Annotated in this window: 19 protein-coding genes; 8 read left to right on the top strand and 11 right to left on the bottom strand. The window is 70.8% G+C overall.

All coding sequences use genetic code 11. The annotated features are described in order from the left end of the window. Positions 1-85: 85 nt before the first annotated feature. Both CA951_RS09880 and CA951_RS09885 read left to right on the top strand, forming a co-directional pair. Positions 86-976, top strand: a complete 891-nt coding sequence (locus CA951_RS09880; RefSeq protein ID WP_087556653.1) for a hypothetical protein — start codon at positions 86-88, stop codon at positions 974-976. Further along, on the top strand, positions 976-2,313 hold the full coding sequence (locus tag CA951_RS09885; protein ID WP_087556654.1) for an AarF/ABC1/UbiB kinase family protein: 1,338 nt from the start codon (positions 976-978) through the stop codon (positions 2,311-2,313). The genes CA951_RS09880 and CA951_RS09885 overlap by 1 nt, the downstream gene beginning before the upstream one ends. Before the next feature lie 41 nt (positions 2,314-2,354). Here CA951_RS09885 and CA951_RS09890 read toward each other — a convergent pair whose 3' ends face one another. Together CA951_RS09890 and CA951_RS09900 are read right to left on the bottom strand one after the other, a co-directional pair. Continuing rightward, the gene (locus CA951_RS09890) at positions 2,355-2,696 is read right to left on the bottom strand and encodes a WhiB family transcriptional regulator (protein ID WP_072937673.1); all 342 of its coding nucleotides are present in this window, start codon (positions 2,694-2,696) and stop codon (positions 2,355-2,357) included. Positions 2,697-3,147: 451 nt separating this feature from the next. Continuing rightward, positions 3,148-5,286, bottom strand: coding sequence for an ATP-dependent DNA helicase UvrD2 (locus tag CA951_RS09900; RefSeq protein WP_087556656.1), 2,139 nt, complete (start codon positions 5,284-5,286; stop codon positions 3,148-3,150). Between the two features lie 80 nt (positions 5,287-5,366). On the opposite strand from CA951_RS09900, the gene CA951_RS09905 reads away from it, so the two are divergent. Continuing rightward, a complete protein-coding gene (locus tag CA951_RS09905; protein WP_015890142.1) occupies positions 5,367-5,621 on the top strand; it encodes a mycoredoxin in 255 nt (84 codons plus the stop codon). Here the strand turns inward: CA951_RS09905 and nudC are convergent. Next, positions 5,618-6,529: an NAD(+) diphosphatase gene (gene nudC / locus CA951_RS09910; RefSeq protein WP_087556657.1), complete on the bottom strand. Its 912-nt coding sequence runs from the start codon at positions 6,527-6,529 to the stop codon at positions 5,618-5,620. The two genes, CA951_RS09905 and nudC, sit on opposite strands and share 4 nt — an antisense overlap. A 20-nt stretch (positions 6,530-6,549) precedes the next feature. Continuing rightward, positions 6,550-7,617, bottom strand: coding sequence for a TrkA family potassium uptake protein (locus tag CA951_RS09915; RefSeq protein WP_087556658.1), 1,068 nt, complete (start codon positions 7,615-7,617; stop codon positions 6,550-6,552). A gap of 121 nt (positions 7,618-7,738) precedes the next feature. Here CA951_RS09915 and CA951_RS09920 point away from each other — a divergent pair, with 121 nt between their 5' ends. Beyond that, positions 7,739-8,137 (top strand): MauE/DoxX family redox-associated membrane protein, encoded by a 399-nt coding sequence (locus CA951_RS09920; RefSeq protein WP_087556659.1) that lies wholly within the window; start codon positions 7,739-7,741, stop codon positions 8,135-8,137. On the opposite strand, the gene CA951_RS09925 is transcribed toward CA951_RS09920, so the two are convergent. Both CA951_RS09925 and CA951_RS09930 read right to left on the bottom strand, forming a co-directional pair. After that, on the bottom strand, positions 8,115-11,477 hold the full coding sequence (locus CA951_RS09925; protein WP_087556660.1) for an ATP-dependent DNA helicase: 3,363 nt from the start codon (positions 11,475-11,477) through the stop codon (positions 8,115-8,117). The genes CA951_RS09920 and CA951_RS09925 overlap by 23 nt on opposite strands. Continuing rightward, entirely contained in the window at positions 11,474-14,770 is a 3,297-nt protein-coding gene (locus tag CA951_RS09930) for an ATP-dependent DNA helicase (protein WP_087556770.1), read from the bottom strand. Before CA951_RS09930 ends, CA951_RS09925 begins: the two co-directional genes overlap by 4 nt. A 56-nt stretch (positions 14,771-14,826) precedes the next feature. On the opposite strand from CA951_RS09930, the gene CA951_RS09935 reads away from it, so the two are divergent. Together CA951_RS09935 and CA951_RS09940 are read left to right on the top strand one after the other, a co-directional pair. Further along, positions 14,827-15,612: an alpha/beta fold hydrolase gene (locus tag CA951_RS09935; RefSeq protein ID WP_087556661.1), complete on the top strand. Its 786-nt coding sequence runs from the start codon at positions 14,827-14,829 to the stop codon at positions 15,610-15,612. Beyond that, the gene (locus CA951_RS09940; protein WP_087556662.1) at positions 15,612-15,920 is read left to right on the top strand and encodes an MGMT family protein; all 309 of its coding nucleotides are present in this window, start codon (positions 15,612-15,614) and stop codon (positions 15,918-15,920) included. The genes CA951_RS09935 and CA951_RS09940 overlap by 1 nt, the downstream gene beginning before the upstream one ends. Positions 15,921-15,931: 11 nt before the next feature. On the opposite strand, the gene CA951_RS09945 is transcribed toward CA951_RS09940, so the two are convergent. Further along, complete coding sequence (locus CA951_RS09945; protein WP_087556663.1) at positions 15,932-17,197, bottom strand: lipase family protein; 1,266 nt, start codon at positions 17,195-17,197, stop codon at positions 15,932-15,934. Positions 17,198-17,337: 140 nt separating this feature from the next. After that, the gene (locus CA951_RS09950; RefSeq protein ID WP_087556664.1) at positions 17,338-18,783 is read right to left on the bottom strand and encodes a PLP-dependent aminotransferase family protein; all 1,446 of its coding nucleotides are present in this window, start codon (positions 18,781-18,783) and stop codon (positions 17,338-17,340) included. A 61-nt stretch (positions 18,784-18,844) separates the two neighbouring features. Between CA951_RS09950 and CA951_RS44110 the strand changes: the two genes are divergently transcribed. Continuing rightward, entirely contained in the window at positions 18,845-18,970 is a 126-nt protein-coding gene (locus tag CA951_RS44110; RefSeq protein WP_256973450.1) for a hypothetical protein, read from the top strand. A gap of 22 nt (positions 18,971-18,992) precedes the next feature. Beyond that, positions 18,993-20,741, top strand: a complete 1,749-nt coding sequence (locus tag CA951_RS09955) for an NTP transferase domain-containing protein (RefSeq protein WP_087556665.1) — start codon at positions 18,993-18,995, stop codon at positions 20,739-20,741. Positions 20,742-20,750: 9 nt separating this feature from the next. Here CA951_RS09955 and CA951_RS09960 read toward each other — a convergent pair whose 3' ends face one another. From CA951_RS09960 to nirD, 3 genes are read right to left on the bottom strand one after another with little or no spacing between them, the layout of a single operon-like run. Continuing rightward, positions 20,751-21,455 (bottom strand): sirohydrochlorin chelatase, encoded by a 705-nt coding sequence (locus CA951_RS09960; protein WP_087556666.1) that lies wholly within the window; start codon positions 21,453-21,455, stop codon positions 20,751-20,753. Beyond that, entirely contained in the window at positions 21,452-22,609 is a 1,158-nt protein-coding gene (locus CA951_RS09965) for a uroporphyrinogen-III synthase (RefSeq protein ID WP_087556667.1), read from the bottom strand. Before CA951_RS09965 ends, CA951_RS09960 begins: the two co-directional genes overlap by 4 nt. Further along, positions 22,606-23,007 (bottom strand): nitrite reductase small subunit NirD, encoded by a 402-nt coding sequence (gene nirD, locus CA951_RS09970; protein ID WP_087556668.1) that lies wholly within the window; start codon positions 23,005-23,007, stop codon positions 22,606-22,608. The genes CA951_RS09965 and nirD overlap by 4 nt, the downstream gene beginning before the upstream one ends. Positions 23,008-23,040: the final 33 nt, after the last annotated feature.

Genomic DNA, 23,040 nt, shown 5'->3' on the forward strand with positions numbered 1-23,040 from the left:
GTCCGCAGGTCGGAGCATGTTTCGGCCTGTGGACAACTCGTCTTTTCCGGGCCGGCGACCGGTCGCGGCCTGAAATCCTCGGTGTGTGACCATTCCGCACCCGCAGCCAGTCGGCGTCACCCTCGATCCCCGGATCGCCGTACTCGTCCGCCCCGACGGCCGTATCCAGTTCGGCTGGGATCCCGAACGCGCACTCGTTCTCTCCCCGCCGCCCGGAGTCCGGACCGAACAACTCCTCGCCGTCGTCCGACTGCTCGACGGCAGGAACACGCGGCCGCACATCCTGTGGACGGCCGTCGGGTACGGCCTTGCGCCCACGGACGTGTCGAAGCTGCTCGGCGATCTGGACCGCGCCGGTCTGATCGACGTCGCAGGCACGTCCCCGATCGCGGACACGATCACCATCCGCGTGCACGGACGCGGACCGCTGTCGGATGCGGTGTCCGCCGGACTCACCGACGGCGGCATCCGGGTCTCCCGCTCGTTCCGCTACTCCGCCGACGGCGACGTCCGGCGGTGGAACGCCCTGTGTGTCGTGCTCGCGGACGATCTGGTGGCGGACCCCCGCCTCGCCGCGGACCTGGTGCAGAACGGGATACCGCACCTGCAGGTCCGGCTGCGGGACGGTCGCGGTGTGGTCGGTCCGCTCGTGCTGCCGGGCCACACGAGTTGCCTGCGGTGCGCCGACCTCCTCCGCGCCGCTTACGACGAGGACTGGCCGCACCTGTCCGCTCAGCTCCTCGGGACCGTCGGGCACGCGAGTCCCGCCGTGATCATGGCCACGACCGCAGTCGCGCTCGGCCAACTCGAGGCCGTACTGTCCGCCCCGCGCGGCGCGCCGCCCAGCAGTCTCGACGCGACACTCGAGATCGATCTGGGCGCGCACCGGCTGGTGACGCGCCGCTGGCCGAGGCAGGCGAGTTGCAGCTGCACGTATCTGGCACCCGCCGTGGGCGAATCGAACCGCCTCCGGTGATGATGCATGATGGTGGGGTGCCCGACATCCCCCGCAGGAGTTCTGCCCGCACCGCGAAACTCGCGAGCATCCCCTTGGGGATCGCGGGGCGTGCCGCTATGGGGTTCGGCCGCAAACTGACCGGCGGCGACAAAGACGAGATCGACGCCCAGCTGAGCGCGAGGGCCGCCGAGCAATTGTTCGCCGTCCTCGGCGAACTCAAGGGCGGCGCCATGAAACTGGGCCAGGCGCTCAGTGTCATGGAGGCGGCGATCCCCGAGGAGTTCGCGGAGCCCTACCGTGAATCGCTGAACAAGCTGCAGGCGCAGGCACCTCCGCTGCCCGCGAAGGCCGTCCACAGGATGCTCGACCAGCAACTGGGCACCAAGTGGCGGGAGCGGTTCCAGTCGTTCGACGACACCCCGACCGCGTCGGCCAGCATCGGCCAGGTGCATCGCGCCGTGTGGGCCGACGGCCGCGACGTGGCCGTCAAGGTTCAGTACCCCGGCGCCGACGAAGCGCTGCGCGCCGACCTGAAGACACTCGGCCGGTTTGCGGGACTGTTCGCCTCGGTCATGCCCGGCGTCGACGTGCGCCCGGTCATCGACGAATTCACCGCCCGCACCGAAGAAGAACTCGACTACCGGATCGAGGCGAACAATCAGCGCCGCTTCGCGAAGGTGTACGACGGGGACCCGAAGTTCGCGATTCCGCATGTCGTCGCGAGTGCCCCCAAGGTGGTGGTCACCGAATGGATGTCGGCGAAACCGCTGTCGGCCATCATCGCCGGCGGCACCCCCGAGGAACGCAACACCGCAGGCGCACTGCTCGCGGAGTTCCACTTCGCCTCCCCCACCCGCGTCGGCCTGCTCCACTGCGACCCGCATCCGGGTAACTTCATGCTGCACAGCGACGGCCGCCTGGGGGTCATCGATTTCGGTGCCGCGGCACCGTTTCCGCACGGTCTTCCCCCGGTGCTCGGGACGATGGTCCGGCTGGCAGTCCACGAGCAGTTCGACGAACTGACGGAGTTGCTGCACGCCAACGGATTCGTCCTGCCGGGCAGAACGGTCACCGACAAGGAGATCGCCGACTATCTGCGCCCCGTCACCGATCCGATCCGCACCGAATCGTTCCACTTCACCCGCGCGTGGCTGCAGAAGGCGGCGGGTTCCGCGACCGACTTCAACAGTGCGCAGTTCCGAACGGCCCGGGCACTGAATCTGCCCGCCGAGTATCTGATGATCTTCCGGGTCCTCGTCGGCTCGGTGGGGATCTGCGCCCAACTGGACGCGTACGCGCCGTACATGGCGATCCTCACGCAGTGGCTTCCCGGGTTCGTAGACCCCGACCTGTGAGTACTTGTCAACCGCGGGCGGTTAACAAGTACTCACAGGTGCTACGCACACACCAGCGCCGGCGTCTTGCGGGGACGTCCCCGGGGACGCTTGCGGGCGATCACGACACCCTGGTCGAAGATCTCCCCACCCCACACGCCCCACGGCTCACCACGATCGAGAGCCGCGTCGAGGCAGCGGGAGCGAATCGGGCAGGACGCGCACAGCGCCTTCGCCTGCTCCAGTTCGGTGGGAGAGTCCGCGAACCACAGGTCGGGATCGTCGACCCGGCACGGCAGGTCACCACGTGCGGTAGCTATCTGAACAAATCCGCTTGTGGCGGTTGAGGTTTCGGATACCCCTCGGCATGTCACGGTAGACACGTCGTTCTCCTCTGCTCTCATTGCGACGGTTGATCTCTTCGGTTCGATGAAAAAGGTGCGAACCAGAGCCGAGGCTGCGAGCGGAAAAGGTGCTCGAACTACGAAGGCCACGGTCCGCGATGCGGGTCCGTGGCCTTGAAAAGACGGTGGGAGTTGATCTATCGAGGAATTCCTCGACAACTCCGATACACGGACTCGACTGCTGCTGCGGGACGACGACGGGCTGCCGACCAGACAATCGCCGGTGCCGGTTCCGCCGCGTTCATGCCGAACAACGCGGAGGCAGCAGCGACTGCCGTCTCATGTGCTTGGAACTTTGTCATTTCACCGCCACCTCCATTTCTTCTCGATCCGATGTGAACCACACGGGTCTCCCCGCGCACTGAAACCACAGTAGGCAATTCTCCAGAACCGCACAACCTATTTTTGACCTGCAGTGATGCGTGCTACTACCCACCCGCGCGGGAGTCGTTCAGTGACTGCCGCTTCCCTTGATCACACCGAGGACGTCTTCGCCGAACTGTTCGAGCTTCTTCGCACCGATCCCGGGAATCGCGACGAGTCCGCGGTCGTCCTGCGGGCGCTGCTCGGCGAGAGCCGTCAACGTGTTGTCGCTGAACACCACGTACGCCGGGACCTTCAGCTCCCTCGACTTCTCGAGCCGCCACGACCGCAGCGATTCGAGCAGTTCCATGTCGATGTTCGACGGGCACCCCTCGCAGCGACCGAGCATGGTCGCGGTCGTCCCGATCAGCTGTTTTCCGCAGAGCCGGCACCGTGGACGCTTCTTGTTGCTCTTGACGGGCGCCGCGATCCGCGAGGCAGGCGAGTCTTCGGGGATGAGTCCGTGCAGGAACCGCGAACGGCGCCGCGACTTGCGGCCACCCTCGTTCCGGGACAGCGCCCACGACATCTGCAGGTGCTCGCGGGCGCGGGTGACGCCGACGTACAGCAACCGGCGTTCCTCCTCGACGGCAGCTTCGTCGGGCGCCGAATTGGAGTCGCCGAGCACGTGCTGGATGGGCAGCGTTCCGTCGGTGAGGCCGACGAGGAACACGGCGTCCCATTCGAGCCCCTTCGCGGCGTGCAGGGACGCGAGGGTCACACCCTGCACGACGGGTGGGTGCCGCGCCTCCGCCCGCAGACTCAGCTCGCGCAGCAGTGCGTCGAGGGTCGACTCCGGATCCTGGGTCAGCTGTTCCTCGGTGAGCGCGACGAGCGCCGACAGGGAGGCCCACCGCTCGCGGGCCTGCGCACCCGCCGGTTCGGCGTCCGTCAGCCCCAGCGGAACGAGGACGGCGCGGACGAGCGTGACGAGATCGGCGCCGACCGCGTCGGGCAGGTCGTCGCGGCCCGCGGCCTGACGCAGCGCCGCCACGGCCTGACGCACCTCGGTGCGGGTGAAGAAGCCCTCCCCGCCCCGCACCTGGTACGGGATGTCGAGTTTCGTCAGCGCCTGCTCGTGCACCTCGGACTGGGCGTTGATCCGGTACAGGACCGCGATCTCCGCCGCCGGAGTGCCGGACGCGATGAGCCGCTTGATCGTGCGCGCCACCCCGGCGGCCTCGGCCGGTTCGTCGTCGAACTCGACGAAACTCGGCTCCGGTCCGGAGTCGCGCTGCCCGATCAGTTGCAGACGGGTGCCCGCGATCCGGCCGCGGGCCGCTCCGATCACCCTGTTCGCCATCGACACGACCTCGGGGGTCGAGCGGTAGTCGCGCTCGAGGCGCACGACGGTGGCCTCGGGGAACCGGCGCGAGAAGTCGAGCAGGTAATTGGGTGTGGCGCCGGTGAACGAGTAGATGGTCTGGTTGGCGTCGCCGACGACGGTGAGGTCGTCCCGCTCCCCGAGCCAGGCGTCGAGGACACGCTGCTGCAGCGGGGTGACGTCCTGGTATTCGTCGACGACGAAGCAGCGGTAGCGGTCGCGGAACTCCTCGGCGACGGCCGAATGCTCTTCGAGTGCCGCCGCCGTGTGGAGCAGGAGGTCGTCGAAATCGAGGAGCATTCCGTCCTGGCCGCGGGCCTTGAGCTGTTCGTAGCCGTGATACACCTCGGCGACCTTCGCGGCGTCGACCGGCGCCTCCCGGCGCAACTTCGCCACCGCACGGGGGTAGTCCTCGGGCGCGATCAGCGAGGCCTTGGCCCACTCGATCTCACTGGCCAGGTCTCGGATGCTCTCCGTGCTGGTGGACAGGCCGACCCGTCCGGCGGCGGACGACACGACCGCGAACTTGCGGTCGAGCAGCCGCCATTCCGTGTCGCCGATCACCTGCGGCCAGAAGTACCGCAACTGCCGCAGCGCGGCGGCGTGGAACGTGCGCGCCTGGACCTGCGCTCCCCCGTCGCCGATGCCCAGGCTGCGCAGCCGCCCGCGCATCTCGCCTGCCGCGCGCGCCGTGAACGTGACCGCCAGCACCTGCCCCGCGGCGACGTGCCCGCTGGCCACGAGGTGCGCGATCCGCCGGGTGATGGTCCGGGTCTTGCCTGTTCCGGCCCCCGCCAGCACACACACCGGCCCCCGGGGAGCGAGGACCGCTGCGGACTGTTCGGGATCGAGACCGGTAGTCGTCACCTCTGCTGCGCCGGCTGCTGACATGGCGTCCATCATGACAGGGGCGACCGACACGACGCGAAGCGGACGAACACCGCAGTGGGAACACCCGGCGGACTCGTGGTGTTATATCCGCCGTGACTGCTACCGACACCCCCGCCCTGACCATCTACTCCACCACCTGGTGCGGCTACTGCCGGCGCCTGAAGACGCAGCTGGACGAATCCGGCATCGGCTACGTGGAGATCGACATCGAGGACGATCCGGCGTCTGCGGAGTTCGTCGGCAGCGTCAACGGCGGCAACCACGTCGTGCCCACCGTCAAGTTCGCCGACGGCAGCACCGCGACCAACCCGTCGTTGGCACAGGTCAAGCAGCTTCTCGGCGTCTAGGACTCCGTCGCTGCGGCAGCCCAGGACTCGATGATTCCGCGAGCGATGGAAATCGAGCCCGGGAGCAGCAGTGTGGCGTCGGTGTCCGACGCCCAGTCGCCGAGTTCGAGTGCCGTGCGCACCTCGTCCCGGGTGAACCACCGGGCCTCGGCGATCTCGCCGTCCGCGAACGTCAGCGGGGCGTCGGGATCGCCGACGGCCGCGAACCCGATCATCACCGAACGGGGAAACGGCCACGGCTGGCTGCCGAGGTAGCGCACGTCACGGACGTCGATGCCCACCTCTTCCTTGATCTCCCGGACTACGCACGTCTCGAGGGATTCACCGGCCTCGACGAATCCGGCCAGGATCGAGAACCGCCGCGGCGGCCACGTGGGCTGCCGGGCCAGGAGCACGCGATCTCCGTCGTCGTGCACGAGGCAGATGACCGCCGGATCGGTGCGGGGAAATTCCTCGTGACCGGTGCTCGTCGAAATCCGCGACCACCCCGACATCGTCGGCTCCGACGCCGCGCCGTCGAGCGCACTGAAGCCCGCGCTGTCGTGCCAGTTGAGCATCGCGAGGGCGCCGGTGAGCACACCGGCGTCGGCGTCGTCCAGCGTGCCGCCCAGAGTCCGGAGATCGGCCAGCTCGCCGGTGAGCGCCTGCACCCGCACCGCCCACACGTGCCGGTCTTTGCGGATGCCGAGGAACACCGCCCCCGGTTTCGGTTCGGGGCCGAGTTCGGTGGCCTCCGCGAACACCAGACCGTCGTCCCCCACCCGCACCTGTCCGCGGTGATTGACGCGCAGCAGCAGCGCATCTCGCCAGCCCGCTCGCAGCGCGTCCGTGTCCGAACGCAATTCCTCGGCCCGCCCGACGGCGGAGCGGGACAGGAGCGGGGTGTCGTTGAGCCGGAATGCAGTCACGCCGTCGACACTACTGCCGATCAGTTGGCGACCCGACGGATGTACAGCAGTCGGTCGTTCTCCTCGATCGAATCGACCTCCGGCGAACCGACCCGGATCAGCCGGCCGTCCCGCACCACACCGAGCACGATGTCCGCGAGGTGCCGCGGGGAGCCGCCGATCTCGTCCCGCTCCACGGGACGTTCCGCGATCGCGAAACCCGCCTCCGGGGTCAGGAGGTCCTCCATCATCTCGACGACGCTCGGCGTCTTCGTGGCGATGCCGAGGAGCCGGCCCGCGGTCTCGGAGGACACGACCACCGAGTCGGCGCCGGACTGCCGGAGCAGATGCGTGTTCTCGGATTCGCGGATCGCGGCGACGATCTTCGCCTTCGGTGCGATCTCGCGCGCCGTCAGCGTCACCAGCACCGCGGTGTCGTCGCGGTTGGCGGCGACGATGATGGCCGACGCGTTCTGCGCGCCCGCCAACCGGAGCACGTCCGATTTGGTGGCGGATCCGTGGACCGTGACGAGGCCCTTGCTGGCCGCCGAGTCGAGCACGGCGTGGTCGGTATCGACCACCACGATCTCCGACGGCGGAACGTCGTCGCCGAGCATCGCGTCGATCGCGGTGCGTCCCTTGGTTCCGTAGCCGATCACCACGGTGTGATTGCGCACGTGCTGCCTCCAACGCTGAATTTTGAACGCCTGCCGGGAGCTCGCCGTGAGCGCGGAGAGAGTCGTACCGACCAGGACGATGAGGAAGAAGATTCGAAGTGGCGTGATCAGGAGGACGTTGACGAGCCTCGCCGACGGTGTGAACGGCGTGATGTCGCCGTATCCCGTCGTCGACAACGACACCGTCGCGTAGTAAATGCAGTCGAGCAACGACAGTTCGTCGTCCTGCACGTCGCGGTAGCCCGCCCGGTCGATGTAGACGATGAGAACCGCCAACGCCAACGCCGCCAGGGCGATCCCCACCCGGCGGTAGATCGCCCGCGCCGGACTCGTCTGCAACTCCGGAATCCGGAGCACACCCACCAACGCGAAGTCCGGCCGGTCGGTGAGGGTGTCCGACCTGGTCAATCTCTCACGCAGCCTACCGGCCATATGTTCGTCTCCACGTTGCACTGAACTCCGACATCGGCTGGCAGCCTAACCCCGATTGTCCCACCGGACACACGTCGGAGCCTCGTTGTCGCGAACCGGGTGGTTCGGGCAAGCTGGCGTCATGCAACGAGAGAGCGTCACACCACGACCGAGCCAGAAGCACGCACTCCGTCTCGCCGCACTGCTGCTGGGCGCGGGCACGATGCACTTCGCCGCCCCGAAGTTCTTCGATTCCACGGTCCCCACGCAGTTGCCGGGCGACGCCCGCACCTACACCTACGTGTCCGGGGTCGCCGAACTCGCCATCGGCACCGCGCTGGCAGTGCCGCGCACACGCAGGCTCGGCGGCGGTCTCGCCGCACTGCTGTTCGTCGCCGTCTTCCCCGCCAACATCAACATGGCAGCGGACTGGCTGAAGAGCCCGAAGACGACGACCGTGCAGAAAACCGGTGCGCTGCTGCGTCTTCCGCTGCAGATCCCGTTGGTCACCGAGGCCCTCAAAGCCCGGCGTCACGCCTGAGCTCGTCGTCGGGACCACCGTCGGCGGGACCAACGTCGCCGGCGCCGGCGGTACGGAGGAGACGGGCGAGCGCGTCGGCGCCGGGCAGACGGTCCGGCGCGATCGTCCGTCCGGTCCGCACGTAGTGGAACGCGGCGCGCACCTGCTCGATCGGAACGTCCATCAGTTCGGCCCACGCCAGCCGGTACGCGGCGAGCTGCATCACGACGGCCTTCTCGTTGGCCGCGCTCGGTTCGGCGCCGGTCTTCCAGTCGATCACCGTCCACCCGCCGTCGGGGTCGGTGAACACCGCGTCGATCCGTCCCCTCAGCACGGTCCCGGCGACCGAGGTCTCGAACGGCACTTCGACCTCCGTCGGGTTGCGGTCGGCCCACGGCGAGCGCAGGAACGCGTCCTGCAACGTCGCGAGATCGGCGTCCGGGCCCGCACCCGTGTCGGCGGCACCGGGCAACTCGTCGAGGTCGAGCAGCCGGGTGGCCCCGAATCGGCGCTCCACCCAGGCGTGGAACGCGGTGCCGCGCCTCGCGAGCGGGTTCGGCGGGAACGGCAGCGGCCGCCGCAGCCGGGCGGCCAAGGCGTCCGGGTCGGCCTCGAGTTCGACGAGCTGGCTCACCGACAGCTGGCCGGGTAACACCACCTCGGTGCGGGCGTTCGCACGCGCTTCCCGCTCGGCGAGGAGGGCGTCGACGTCGGCCGCCCAGTTCTCGGGATCGTCGTCCTGGTCCGCCGGCGTCTGCTTGTCTGCGTTCTTCAGTGCCGCGAAGACGAGCGCCGCCCCACGCTCGACCGACTCCCGTCGCAGCCCGAGCGGATCCCGCGGCCACACAGCCGACTTGGGGGTGCTGGTCAGCGGGTTCTGTTCCTCGGGTTCGGGTGCGGGCGCCCAGAGGTCGACGATCCCGATCCCCTCGTGCTCCTCGTCCGTCACCGTGTCGCGCAGTTCGGTGAGGAACTCCGACGGCCCCTTCGGCTCGGTTCCGGATTCTGCCCAGTGGTGACCCGAAGCGAACAGCACCCGTTCGGTGCGGGTGAGGGCGACGTAGAAAAGCCGGCGGTCCTCGTCGAGTCGGCGGGCCGCCAGCGCCGACTTGTGCGCCTTCACGGCCTCTTCGAGGTCTTTCCGGTCGTAGAGGTTCTCGAGTTCGAGGACGGGCACGCCGTCGGCCGACTCCCCCGGCCGCGCCCGGTCGCCGCGCAGCGACGGCGGCAGTTCCCCGAGCGCGCCGAGCCAGGACCCGGACGCGGTCCGCGACGGAAAGACTCCGGCCGTGAGGTGCGGCACCGCCACCACTTCCCACTCCAGCCCCTTCGCGGAGTGCACAGTCAGCACCTGGACGCGGTGCGGGTCCACCTCGACTTCGCCGGGCGCCAGGCCTTTTTCGACCGATTCGGCGGCCGACAGGAAGGCGAGCAGTCCGGTGACGGTGGCCGACGTGCGGTTCGCGTAACCGGCGACGACGTCGGCGAAGGCGTCGAGATGCTCACGGCCCGCACTCCCCCGCGCCGAGTGCCGCGTCCGGGCCTGCGCTTCGATGCCGATCCCCAGCACCCGTTCGACCTCGGCCACCAGTTCGGTGAGCGGCTGCCCGATTCGCTCGCGCAGCGACGCCAGCTCCGCGGCCACCGCGGTGATCCGTGCGTAGCCGACCTGCGAATAGCGTTCGGCGGGGCCGGGATCCGCCAGCGCGTCCGCAAGCCCCGCCTGCTCGGCGTGCTCACCGGGCAGCGCCTCGCCGACGGCGTCGGCGAGAGCGGCCGAATCCGTGACGGCGCCGGTGGTGCCGTAGCCGGTTCCGATGGCCAGTTCGGATGCTCGCCGCGACAGCGCCGTCAGGTCGGCGGCACCGATCTGCCATCGCGCCCCGGTCAGCATCCGGACGGCGGCACTGCCCGCCATCGGGTCGGCGACGACCCGGAGCATCGCGATGACGTCGGCCACCTCGGGTGTGTGGAGCAGACCGCCGAGACCGACCACCTCGACCGGCAGACCCCGCGACCGCAGCACCTCCGCGATCGGTGCCGCGTCGGCGTTGCGGCGGATCAGCACCGCGGCGGTCGGCGGATCCTCGCCCCTGGTCGCGGCGTCCGCGTACTGTTCGGCGATGCGGTCGGCCACCCATTCCCGTTCCTGCACGACGTCGCCGGTGAGGGCCAGTCGCACGTCCCCGGGTTCGGCCTGCGGTCGCGCCCGAAGCATGCTGACCGCCACGCCCCGCTCGCGCAGGGACGAGGACGCCATGTTGGCCAGCGCCAGGGCCTCCGGCGGGTTGCGCCAGCTGGTGAGCAGTTCCAGCGTCGGCGCCGGATCCCCGTTTTTCAGTGGGAAATCCGTGGCGAAGCGCGGCAGGTTGGCCGCCGACGCACCACGCCAGCCGTAGATCGATTGCATGGGGTCGCCCACTGCGGTGAGCGCGAGTTCGCCGTCGAGGCCGCCGCCGAACAGCGACGACAACAACACCCGCTGCGCGTGTCCCGTGTCCTGGTACTCGTCGAGCAGCACCACCCGGAAACGGGTGCGCTCGGCGAGGCCGACCTCGGGGTGGTCCGCGGCCACGCGTGCCGCCAGCGACATCTGGCTGCCGAAGTCGAGCGCGCCTTCCCGCCGCAGGGTGTCGGCGAGCCGCTGCACCAGCGGCAGGAGTTCGACTCGGCGGTGCTGGGCGTCGAGGATGTCGAGCAGTTCCTTGCCGGGACCGCCTCGCTGCCGCGGTCCGGCGGGCAGGGTGTGGACGAGCTTGTCGAGTTCGGTGTGCGCCTCCCGCAGATCGTCCGGTTCCACGAGGTGCTCGGAGAGCTGCCCGGCCAGCGCGAGCACCGCCTCGGTGACGGACGCCGGATTCCTGTCGGTGTCGAGGTCGCCGTCCCACGAGCTGACCACCCGGTGCGCCAGCTGCCACAGTTCCGTCTCCGACAGCAGCGTCGCCGACGGTTCGATGGGCAGCAGGAGCCCGTGCTCGGACAGCAGTCGCCCGGCGTAGGAGTGGTACGTGCTGACCTCCGGTTCGCCGGCGAGGATGCGCGATCGCAGGTCGCCGCTCGGATCGACCCTGCGGAGCAGGTCCGAACCCGCGAGCCGGGCAAGGCGTCTCCTGATCCGGGCGGTCAGCTGCTGCGCCGCCTTGCGGGTGAATGTCAGGCCCAGCACCGCCTCGGGGTCGACGACCCCGTTGGCCACCAGCCACACGACGCGGGCGGCCATCGTCTCGGTCTTGCCCGCGCCTGCCCCCGCGACGACGAGGGTCGGGCCGAGGGGGGCCGCGATGACCGCGGCCTGTTCCGGGGTCGGCGGATGCTGCCCCAGTCCGATCGCGAGTTCCACCGGATCGATGCGGATGGTCATTCCGACGTCACCTGCCGTCCCTCGTCGTGCGCGGGACAACTCGTCCGTACCGGGCAGTGCCTGCATCCGTCGTTGACGCGGGCGAGGAACTCCGGACCCTTGGTGGCGGCGGCCGCCGCATGGATGACCGCGAGCCACGTCTCGAGGTCCTCCTCCGACAGCGGCGCCTGCACCCGCTGCGTCGCGCCTTCCTTCTTGTGTGGTTTGGCGACGAAGACCAGCCGCGCCCCACCGGGTTTCGACGCCGGTTCCCCGTCGATGGCACCGGTGGCCGCCGCCACCTGGTACGCCGCCAGCTGAGCGTGCTGCTGAGCGTCGTCCTTGGTGACGGGCGAGCGGGCGGTCTTCACGTCGACGATCACGGGCCTGCCCTCGGCGTCGCGCTCGAGCCGGTCGATCCGCCCCCGCAACCGAATCTTCGGGGAACCCTCCTCCCGCGGCTCGAGGACGCCGTCGACAGCCACCTCGACGCCGACCTCGGTGAGTTCGGACCGGGTGTTCCCGAGCCAGGCGGTGAACGTGGCGAGCATGTCCCGGGTGCGGTCGAGTTCGCGCCGCGAGTACCACTGGGAGCCGAGATCGATCGATTCCCAGGCGTTCTCGAGCGCACGTTCCACCTGATCGGGTGGGATGCGGCCTGCGAGCGCCTGCACCAGCGTGTGCACGAGCGTCCCGGCGATGGCATGGGTGTTGTCGCCGTCCCGGCCGCCGTGCCGTTCGAGCAGCCACCGCAACGGACAAGTGTTGAGCAGGTCGACGGTGGACGGCGACAGCGACACCGGTCCGTCCTCCGCGTTCCACAACGCCACGCCGGTGCTCCGTTCGGCGGTGCCGTACCACTGATCCGGGTGGGCGCCGCGCACCCCGGCTTCGGCGAGCCGGGCGAGTTGGCGGGCCGCGCGGTCCTGGCGGGCGGGGTCGGACTCCGCGACATCCGGATCGCAGACGACGCTGCGCAGTTCGGCGACGAGCGCGGGCAGCGCGAGGACCCGGGTCGCCGGGTCCTCCGCGGGCACGACCACCTCCTCGGCGTCCGGATCCTGGTCTCCGGCGAGCAGTTCGTCGACGAAACGGGAGTGGACGAGGTCGGCGTCGCCGCTGGCCGAGTCGACCGCGGTGACGAGCAGACTCCGCCTCGCCCGGCTGCACGCCACCAGGAACAGCCTGCGTTCCTCGGCCAGCAGCGGCGCGGTGCGCGACATCCGGTCGGCCGCGGTCTCGCTGCCGTCGGACACGCCGCCCGTGAGATCGATCAGCGCCTCGGTGCCGAGCAGGCTTCCGCGGGCCCGCAGGCTCGGCCACAGCCCTTCCTGCACCCCCGCGACGGCGACGACCTCCCATTCGCGGCCGGCGGCGGAGTGGGCGCTGAGCACCGACACGGCGTCGCCCGGAACGACGGAGACGGTGCGCGCGGTGGGAATCGCCTGCCCGGTCAGGTAGTCGACGAACCCGGCGAGCTGCGCGCGAGGGAGACGGTCGACGTAACTCGCCGCGGCGTCGAACAGGGCGACCACGGCATCGAGGTCGCGGTCGGCCTGCGCCCCGATCGGACCGCCGCGCGCGGAGGCCGCCGCCCAGCGACGCTCGAGTCCGGTGGCCTGCCACGCCGCCCACAGCACGTCCTCGATGCCGCGCCCGCGCTCGAGCGGCACCCTCGCCTTGCGCAGCACGGACAGCACCCGGTTCAGGGACGCCGCTTCGACGTCGGTCAGTTTCGCGGTGACCCTGCGGGTGCTGTCCGCGTCGCCGACCAGCAGGAGACGGAGCAGTTCCGCGGAGTCACGGTCGCCACCGGAAGCCAGCTCGGCGCGCCGCAGACCCCGGCGAAGACGCCGGAGCGCCACGGGTTCCGCGCCGCCGACCGGACCTGCAAGCAGGGCGAGCGCGTCCTCGCCCGTGAATTCCTGCCCCGACAGAGCCCGCAGCACCAGCATCAGCCCCGACACCCCGTGCTGACGGGCCAGCGGCAACTCGGACGCCGCGGTGGTGACGGGCACCCCCGCACCCAGCAACGCCCGCCGGAGCGGAGCCAGCGCCCGCGGAACCGAGCGCACGATGACCGCCATCTCCGACCACGGCACCCCGTCGAGGAGGTGGGCGCGGCGCAGGGTGTCGGCGATCAGTGCCGCCTCCTTCGCCGCGGTGCCCAGGACCCGGACCGACGTCCTGCCGCCGTCCTGCGACGGGGTCCAGATCCGGTGGGGCAGATGCCCCGGCAGTCGGGACGTGATCCGGGCCGCGGTGGTCGCGACCTCCGCCGAACTGCGAAAGTTGACCGGTAGCAGCACCTGCCGGGGATCGCCCTTGCCGGCCAGGTCGGCGAGGAACGTGGGGTCGGCGCCGCGGAACCCGTAGATCGACTGGTCCGGGTCGCCGGCCACGACTGTGGTGCGGGTACCGGTGCCGACGAGCCGGACAAGTTCCGCGGCCTGCGGATCGAGGTGCTGGGCGTCGTCGACGAGCAGGTGCCGCACCCGGGCCCGTTCCGCGCGCAGCAGGTCCGGGTCGGTGGCGAATGCGGTGAGGGCCGCACCGATGAGTTCGGCCGCGTCCAGCGCCGGCGCCGTGGCCTCGGGGGCCTCGACACCCACCGCTCCGCGCAGCAGCATGCCGTGCTCGTACCGGGCGGCGAACCTGCCCGCCGCCACCCACTCGGAGCGGTTGTGCCGCAGTCCCAGCTTGATCAGATCTTCCGGGCCGAGTCCCCGCTCGCTCGAGCGCAACATGAGGTCGCGCAGTTCGACGGCGAAGCCGCCCAGCGCCAGTGCGGGACGCAGACGGTCGGGCCACATCTCGCCGCCGTCTTCGATGTCGCCCTGCAGCATCTCGCGGAGGACGGCGTCCTGCTCGGCGCCGGTGATGAGGCGCGGCGGCGGGTTGCCGTGGGCGGCGGCCTGTAACCGCAGCACCGCGAACGCGTAGGAGTGGACGGTGCGGACGAGCGGTTCGCGCGTGGCCCGGGGCCCGTGGTGCTCGTCGTGGCCGATGAGGGCGGCGGTGACCTCTTCGCGCACCCGGCCCGCCGCTCGCTTCGACTGTGTCAGGACGAGCACCGACTCCGGGTCCTCGCCGCCGGCGATCCGGTCGACCGCGACGTCGACGAGCAGCGACGTCTTGCCGGTTCCCGGGCCGCCGAGCACCTGCCAGGGATTCCATCCCATGCCGAGGGGCGGTGCGGTGAGGACCCGCCGTGTGGAGTCGTCCCACACCCGGGCCGGGTGGTCGGGGCGCGGGCGGTGCACGAGCCGGGCCCGGGGAGCCGACGTCCTGGTGCGCACCGCCGATTCCGTCATGGGCAGCATTCCACCAGAACGGTCCGACATCTCCTGCGGCGGCCCGATCCGGCATCATGGATCACGTGTCAGCACTGAATACGTACCTGTTCGGCGCCGAGGACGGCACGGAGATCCTCGCCCTGCACGGACTGACCGGCCACGGCAGACGGTGGGAGGCGCTGGCCACCGACCAGCTGCCCGACGCCCGGTGGATCTCCCCCGACCTGCTCGGGCACGGCCGCTCGACGTGGTCGCCGCCGTGGAACCTCGAAGCCCACGTCGCGAGCCTCGTCGACACCCTCGACGCGCACGCCCGGGGACCGGTCCTGGTGGTGGGCCACTCGTTCGGGTGCGCCCTGGCGCTGCACCTGGCCCGCGCGGTCCCCGACCGGGTCCGCGGCCTCGTGCTGCTCGACCCGGCGATCGGGCTCGATCCCGCGCAGATGCAGTCGGTGGCCGATCTCACCATCTCCTCCCCCGACTACACCGACGTCGAGGAGGCCCGGTCCGACAAGCTGCACGGCTCGTGGGGCGAGGTGGCCCGCGACGTCCTCGAGGACGAGATCGCCGAGCACCTGGTGCCCCTCGAGAACGGCCGGGTCAACTGGCGACTGTCCACCCCGGCCGTCGTCACGGCGTGGGGCGAACTGGCCCGCGAGGCGGTCCTGCCGCCCGCGCATCTGCCGACCGTGCTCGTGCAGGCGTCGAAGGTGCAGCCGCCGTACGTCACACCCGAGTTCCGCGCGGCCCTCGTCGACCACCTGGGCGACAACCTCACCGCCGTCGACCTCGACTGCGATCACATGGTGCCGCAGGCCCGGCCCGACGAGGTGGCCGAGCTCATCCGCACACTGCTCTGATGGTCGCGACGACCGAGGAACAGGTCGAGGCGGTCCGCGCGCTGGTCGGCTCGATTCCGCCCGGCCGGGTGGCCACCTACGGCGACATCGCCGCGGCGGCCGGGCTGTCCAGTGCGCGGACGGTGGGCTGGATCATGCGCACCGACTCCGCCGACCTCCCCTGGCACCGCGTGCTGGGCGCCTCGGGGCGGCCGGCGCCGCACCTTGCGCACAAGCAGATCGCGAAGCTCGAACTCGAGGGCGTACCCATCCGGGACGGCCGCGTGGATCTCACGGCGGCGCGGTACCGGTTCGATCCGCCCGGCTGACGGTCCCCGCCTCAGCAGGTGCTCGGCGCGGGGTCGCCGCGGAACCGGGCGTCCATCCAGTCCAGTCCCTGGGGCAGTCCCAGCGCCGCCGCCGACAGATGGTCGGGTGTCGGCGTGAGCAGTGTCTGCACCGGGGTGCCCGCGTCGCAGTACCGCCGCAGGGTGGTGTCGATCGAGTCGACCGGGATCAGCGCGTCCGTCGGACTGTGCCATTCGAAGATCGGTGTGGTGGGCACGCCCGGATACAGCTCCAGGCTGTTCTCCTCCATCACCTTCCACGCTTCCGGGTCCTCCATGAAGTTTTGGTTGTCGGTCATTTCCGAAGCGCTGTGCCCGATTCCGAACAGCATGATCTCGTTGGTGCATCCATTGCCGATCATCTGCTTCATCCGGCGGCCCTCGTCGTTGAGTTGGCCGCTGACGTCGATGCGATCCGGGTATTCGCGTTCCAGACCCAGTGCGGCGGCCATCGCGAGACCGAACGCGGGGTGCGGATTGGTGCCCAGCGCCTCCGCCATCTTCACCAGGTTCATCGGGGTTCCGCCCTCGGCGGCGCCGACGATGTTCAGTTCGGGGGCGTAACTCGGCGCCAGCGCCGCCGCCCATGCCGTGGCCATGCCGCCACCGGAGTAGCCGCCCAGTCCGACCTTGCTGTTCTGCACCTGCAGTTCGGGGACCCGCTGCACGGCTCGGACGCCGTCCAGCGTGATCTGGCCACCGAGCTTGGCTGCGCCGTAGGCCATCCGCGGTCCCAGATGGTCGGGCAGCGCCACCGCCCAGCCGCGCGCGAGAGCGATGTTGAGGCCTGCGGCCTCGCGGATCTGATGCAGGGGGTCGGTGGTGTAGAGCTCGGTGACGATCTTGCACTTGTTACCCAGCGAATTGATGATGTGCTGGTACGACACCAGCGGGCCGTCCGGGACGTGGTTCGGGGGCAGCACGTACGTGGTGTTCGCCGCGATCGGCCTGCCCTCGGAGTCGGTGGTCCGGAACAGCAACTCCCACATCGCACTACCGGGGAAGTAGTACGACGGCGGCAGTTGGCGGATCTTCAGCACGTCGCCCGGAGCGTGGTCGGCGATGTCCGTGGGTTGGATGTAGAAGGGGTCCGGGTCGGCGACCGGGAAGATCGCGTCGGCGGCGGGCGGGGTCGGCAAGGGCGGCAACGGCACCAGTGGTTGCGCCGCGGAAGTTCCTGCGCCGCCGAGGGCCGCTGTCAGCGCGAGGACCGAGCCGATTACAGCGGAGCCGAAGGATCTGCGGAACAACGAGCCCATGACATACCCCACATTTCAGCGACCGGTCGACGGCATCACTATGCCAGAGCGTCGATAAGGATCCGCCCCTTTCCCGGTACCGAACAGGTCTCTGACCGATACTTCGATTCACAGATACTTTTCCGTCGCACGCCTGCACGTCACACGACCAGCGTCGGCGTCACGGACATCGCGACGTCGGCGGACACGACCAGGGTGGCAAGGACATTCACGGCGGCGGTCAATTCGGACACCGGCCGCGTGAACGGCATCCGCTGATGGTCGTCGAACAGATGGCCGGTGCCGAACCGGGGGCCCGGCGCCAGGAGCAGGCCCCTCGACCGCGCAGCGGCGACGAGGTCCGTCGAACTCGTACCGGCCGGCAACGTGCACCACAGGGACAGTCCCCCGGCGGGCAGCACGTAACTCCACCCGGGCAACCGCTCGTCGACCGCCGCCGCGAGTGCGTCCCGCTGCACCCGGAGATCGCGGCGGCGCTGCGCGACCAGTCGGTCGTGCCAGACGAACAGGCGCACGGCCGCAAGCTGATCCAGCACGGAGACCGACAGTTGCCTGCGGGCCATGATCTTGGCCATCTGCGCGGTGCGGGCAGCCTCCGCACGCACCCAGCCGATGCGGATACCTCCCCACACGGTCTTGCTGAGGCTGCCGATCGCCACGGTCGCCGATTCCGGGACCGGGACACCGAACGGCTCGACGTCGTCCGGACCGTCCAGCACGATCTCCGCCGCCACCTCGTCCACGACGGTCACCACTCTGTGGCGGGCGAGGGTCGCGGCCAGCCGCCGTCTGCCCTCGGGAGTCGCCCTGGCTCCCGACGGATTGGAGAAGTCCGGCATCACGTACGCCACAGTGGGGGCGCTCTGCCGGGCGGCCCGGTCCACTTCGGCGACGAACGCGTCCGGGTCGGTCGCGTCGATCGGCACCGGAACGGGTCTGCCGCCGGCCGCCTGCACGGATTCGACCGCGCCGGGATAGGTCGGGTGTTCGATCAGGACGCGGTCGCCCGCCTCGACGAGTGCCTCGAACACCACCTCGGTGGCGTCGCCCGCGCCCCCGGTGACGAGGATCTGGTCGGTCGTGGTCGGGCGGCCGCGGCGCGTGTAGTGGCCTGCTATCGCGGCCCGGAGTGTGGTCAGTCCCCCGGGGTGGTATCCGTGCTGGGGCATGAAGCGGGGCAACTCGTCGACGGCGTCGAGGTACGCCTCCCGGAGTTCGGGGGCGGCCGCCGGTGCGGCGTTGACGAGGTCGATCACGCCGTCGACCGGCGACCCGACCATGCTCCCCCAGGCAGGCGGACCGGACGGCATCGCCACGAATGTCCCCGATCCGTGCCGCGCCGACGCCCAACCCGCCTCTCTCAGTTCGCGATAGGCGGCGCTGACGGTCACCCGGCTGAGCCGGAGTTCCTCCGCGAGGGCCCGTTCGGCGGGTAGCCGGACTCCGACGGCCATGGATCCGTCGGCGACCCTCTCACGGAGGGCGTCGGCGAGCCCGCGGTACAGGGGCTGCCCGCCTGCGGGCGCCGCACCGAGCAGCACCGCCAACTCGGCCGCGGAGACGGTTCGGACCGGTTCACTACGCATACAGGCCACTTTTCCACAGAGGACTGGAAATCGCGGTCCACTTCGGGCCGACAATCGATACATGTTGGTAATTGGAATCCTCTCGGCCCTCAGCCTGGCGTCGGTGGCCTGGCTCTGCGTCAGCACAGCGCAGGGCGGACGGTCCGGGCTCGCCGGTCCTCCGCGCAGCCACCTGCACAGCGACTGAGGGTGTGCGGCAGCATGAGGGAATGAACTCTGCGGCGCCCGTTCACGCGATAGTCCTCGCCGGTGGACGAGCCACTCGGATGGGCGGCGTCGACAAACCGGCCGTGGTGGTCGGCGGACGCCGGATGCTCGACACCGCTCTCGACGCGGTCGACGACTGTGAGCGCATCGTCGTCGTGGGACCTCGCCGCGCCGACCTCGATTCGACGGTGCTCCAGACACAGGAGGACCCGCCGGGTGCGGGCCCGGTCGCGGGGGTGGCCGCCGGGCTGGCCGTGCTCGACGCCGACCCGGCCGACCGGGTGATCCTCCTCGCGTCGGACCTGCCGTTCGCGGAACCGGCGATGGCCGAGGCCCTCGCCGCCGCCGTGCAGAACGCAGACACCGTGTTCGCGGTCGACGAGTCGGGCCGCCTGCAGTTCCTGTTGTCCGCGTGGCGCGTCGGCGCGCTCACCGACCGGCTCCGCGCGCTCGGCTCCGCCGTGAACCAGCCTATGAAGGCCCTCGTTCCGGAATCGTTCGACACGGTGCTCTTCCGCGGCGTCACCGACTGCGACACACCGGAGGACGTCGAGCGGGCCCGGAGCACGGCCGCGGCGGTGCCGGTCACCATCGCCGAGGCCCGGACCGCGATCCTGGCCGCGGTCCCGCCACTGTCACCGCGCGCCGCGGCGCTCGGCACGTCGCTCGGCGCCACGCTGGCCGAGCCGCTGCTCGCCGCCGAAGCCCTGCCGCGCATCGCGGTGTCCGCCATGGACGGGTACGCCGTCGCGGGCGACGGTCCGTGGGTGCTGCGCGACGCCATCCGGTACGCCGGCAGCGACGAGGAACTCGAACTGGCGGAGGGCGAGGCGGCGCGGATCGCGACCGGGGCGCACCTGCCCAGCGGCGCCTCCACCGTCGTGCGGGACGAATTCGCCGAGACGACAGACACTTCCGACGGGCCGCGACTGTCCCGGCGAGCCGGCGCCCCCGTGCGCGACGACGCGCGGCGGCGCGGTGAGGACTGGCACGAGGGATACCGGCTCGCGGCGGAGGGTACCGCCGTCACGCCCGCACTCGTCTCCGCGGCCGCGAGCGCGGAGGTGACCACCGCCGGGGTCCGCGGACCGGTCCGCGCGCACGTCGTGGTGACGGGAGACGAGATCCGGCGCGACGGCCCGCTGCGGCACGGGCAGACGCGGGATGCCCTGGGACCCGTTCTTCCCCAGTTCCTCTCGTGGTGCGGCATCCACACGGTCGCCGACACGCACCTACGGGACACGTCCGACAGCTTCGACGAGCTGTTCCGGGAAGTCCGCCGGCCCGACCTGATCGTGATCGTGGGGGCCACCGGCGGCGGCGCGGCCGACCAGTTGCGTGCGGCGCTCGACCGCGCGGACGCCCGGATCGTGGTGGGGAGGGTGCGGTGCCGCCCGGGCGGTTCCCAGGTGACCGCCCTGCTGCCCGACGGCCGGGTGGTGCTCGGGCTGCCCGGCAACCCGTACGCCGCGGTCGTGACACTGCTGACCACGGTTCCGTCCATCGTGGCCGCGCTCACCGGTCGGACCCCGGCACCGATTCAGCTGGGGCGCATCGCGAATGCGTCCGAGGTCAGCGGCGACGCCACCCGCATCCTGCCCGCTGTCCCGCAGCCGGACGGCACGTGGCGCGTCGACCCCGGAATCCGGACCGCGCATCTCGCGGGCCTGATCGACCGCGAGGCGCTGGCGCTGGTCCCGGCGGGGGCCGTCGACGGTGATCTCGCCGAGCTGGTGCCGCTACCGCGCTGACCGGACGGTTCAGCGCTGGTACGACAAGGCGCGCACCGCGGCCGGGATTGCGCTGCGGTAGCGGTCCGCGACGAGATCGACGATCGCCGGATCGACGCCGAGCGGCTCCGCCACCCCGTCCGCACCGGCGTCGGCGAGGCGGGCGTGGAACAGTCCGTGGGCCAGGAGGTACGACGCGACGAACACCCGCTTCTCGCCGTCGGCCCGCAATCCGGCGACCACGTCGGGGACGCGCGGCTGCGCGGTCGCCACGTAGCCGATCCGGACCCGCGACGCCACCAGCTCCGACAGCATCGCCGCGGCGCGCCGGACGTCGCGCAGCGCCCGCGGGTCGGACGAGCCGGCCGCGGCTAGCACGACCGCGTCGCCGGGCCGCCAGCCCGCGTCGACGAGCCGCCGCAGCAGGACGTCCGCGAGAACGGGGTCCGGTCCCAGCGCCCGGGTCACGGCGACGGAGGGATGGCCGCTGTCGGCGACCTCCCGCGGAACGTCGGTGTGCACGTGGTAGCCCGACGCGAGGAATGCCGGCACCACGACGGCGGGCCCGGTGACGTCGCGGAGCACCTCGGCGGGTGACGGCCCGAGAACGTCCACGAAGGACACCCGGGTCGGTCCGACCTGCTCGGCGACGGCGTCGGCGAGCGCGGCGATCATTTCCACGCCCCGGGGACTTCGCGTGCCGTGTGCCACCAGTACCAGTGCTGTCTCGTTCATTGCTGTCCCTCCTCACGTGAATCGACGCAGTCGACGGGATCGAGCGCGAGGCGGTATCCCCGCTTGACCACCGTCTGGACTGCTTTCGGTGCGCCCAGGGACGCACGCAGTCTGGCCACCGCCGTCTCCACGGCGTGGGTGTCGCCGCCGCCGCCGGGCAGTGCGGCGAGCAGTTCGTCCCGGGGGACGACCCGGCCGGGCCGGGCGCCGAGCGTGCGCATCAGCGACATCGCGGCGGGCGGCAGCTGGCGCACCTCGCCGTCGACGACGACGCATCCGCCGCGGATGCTCAGCTCGTGTCCGGCGGTGTGGATCTTGTTCGCCCGCCGCGGCAGCTCGTCGGCGATGTGCCGGGCGAGCGCGCCCAGCCGCGAGCGGGCAGGCATGGTCGTCGGGACCTCGAGTTCGCGGAGCGGTCCGGCGGTGACCGGTCCGACGCAGGCCGCGAGGACCCGGTGCCGGAACGAGTGCAGCACCATCTCGATCATTCCGGTCTCCTTGGCGCGGGTCAGCAGCGAGGCCACCGCCGGTGCGCTGGTGAAGCTGACCGCGTCGAGACCGCCGGAGGCGATCAGTTCGATCATCCGGTCCATCGGGGCCTGGTCCTCGAGCGGCGTCCACCGGTAGACGGGGACGGCGATCACGTCGGCGCCCGCACAGCGGAGCACCTCGCAGAAGTCCGCGACTGGCTCCCACTCGGTGGTGGCGCCGTGCAACTGGACCGCGATGCGCTTGCCTTCGACGCCCTCGCCGAGCAGGTGATCGAGCACTTCGGCGGACGACTCCGACGCGGGCGACCACTCTTCCCGCAGGTCCGCCGCCCGGATCGCGCCCTTCGCCTTGGGTCCGCGGGCCAGCAGTCGGCTCGCGGCCAGGGCCCGGCCCAGCTCCTCCGCTTCACCCCAGCCGTCCGCGGCCTCCATCCAGCCGCGGAAACCGATCCCCGTGGTCGCGACGACGATCTCCGGCGGGTTGTCGATGATCTGGCGCGTGACGCGCTCGAGTTCCGTGTCGTCGGCCAACGGGATGATGCGGATGGCCGGAGCGTGCACCACGGTGGCACCCCGCCGGGTCAGCAGTGTGGCGAACTCTTCCGCACGCCGGGACGCCGTGATCCCGATCGTGAACCCGCACAGCGGCGCCGCGTCGTTCACGCGTGCGTGCTGTGGACCTGGACGACGCCGGCCCACACCCGCACGTCGTACACGGGCAGCCGCACCGACTCGTCGTCGAGGCAGCGACCGTCGACCAGCGAGAACACCTGCTTGAGCAGCGGCGACGCCACGGTGGGTTCCCCTGCACGGTCTCCCACGAGGCCGCGGGACATCACGGCCGCGCGCCCGAACGGGTCGATGTTGCCCACGGCGTGCAGGGATCCGTCCTCGAGGAGGAACAGTGCGACCTGCTCCCCGCCCCGCAGCAGCACCGCCACCCCGAGACCGGGGATCAGCCGGCTGAGCGGACACGCGGACGTCCATTCGAGACGGCCCGACTTGACGCTTTCGAACCTGGTTCCACTGGCACTGTGGACGTTCATGTCGACGACGGTCATCACAGTCCTCCTTCGGGCTGGTGTGTATCCGTG

Origin of the sequence: Rhodococcus sp. NCIMB 12038 (genome assembly GCF_002165735.1) — a bacterium.
Lineage (GTDB): Bacteria > Actinomycetota > Actinomycetes > Mycobacteriales > Mycobacteriaceae > Rhodococcus_F.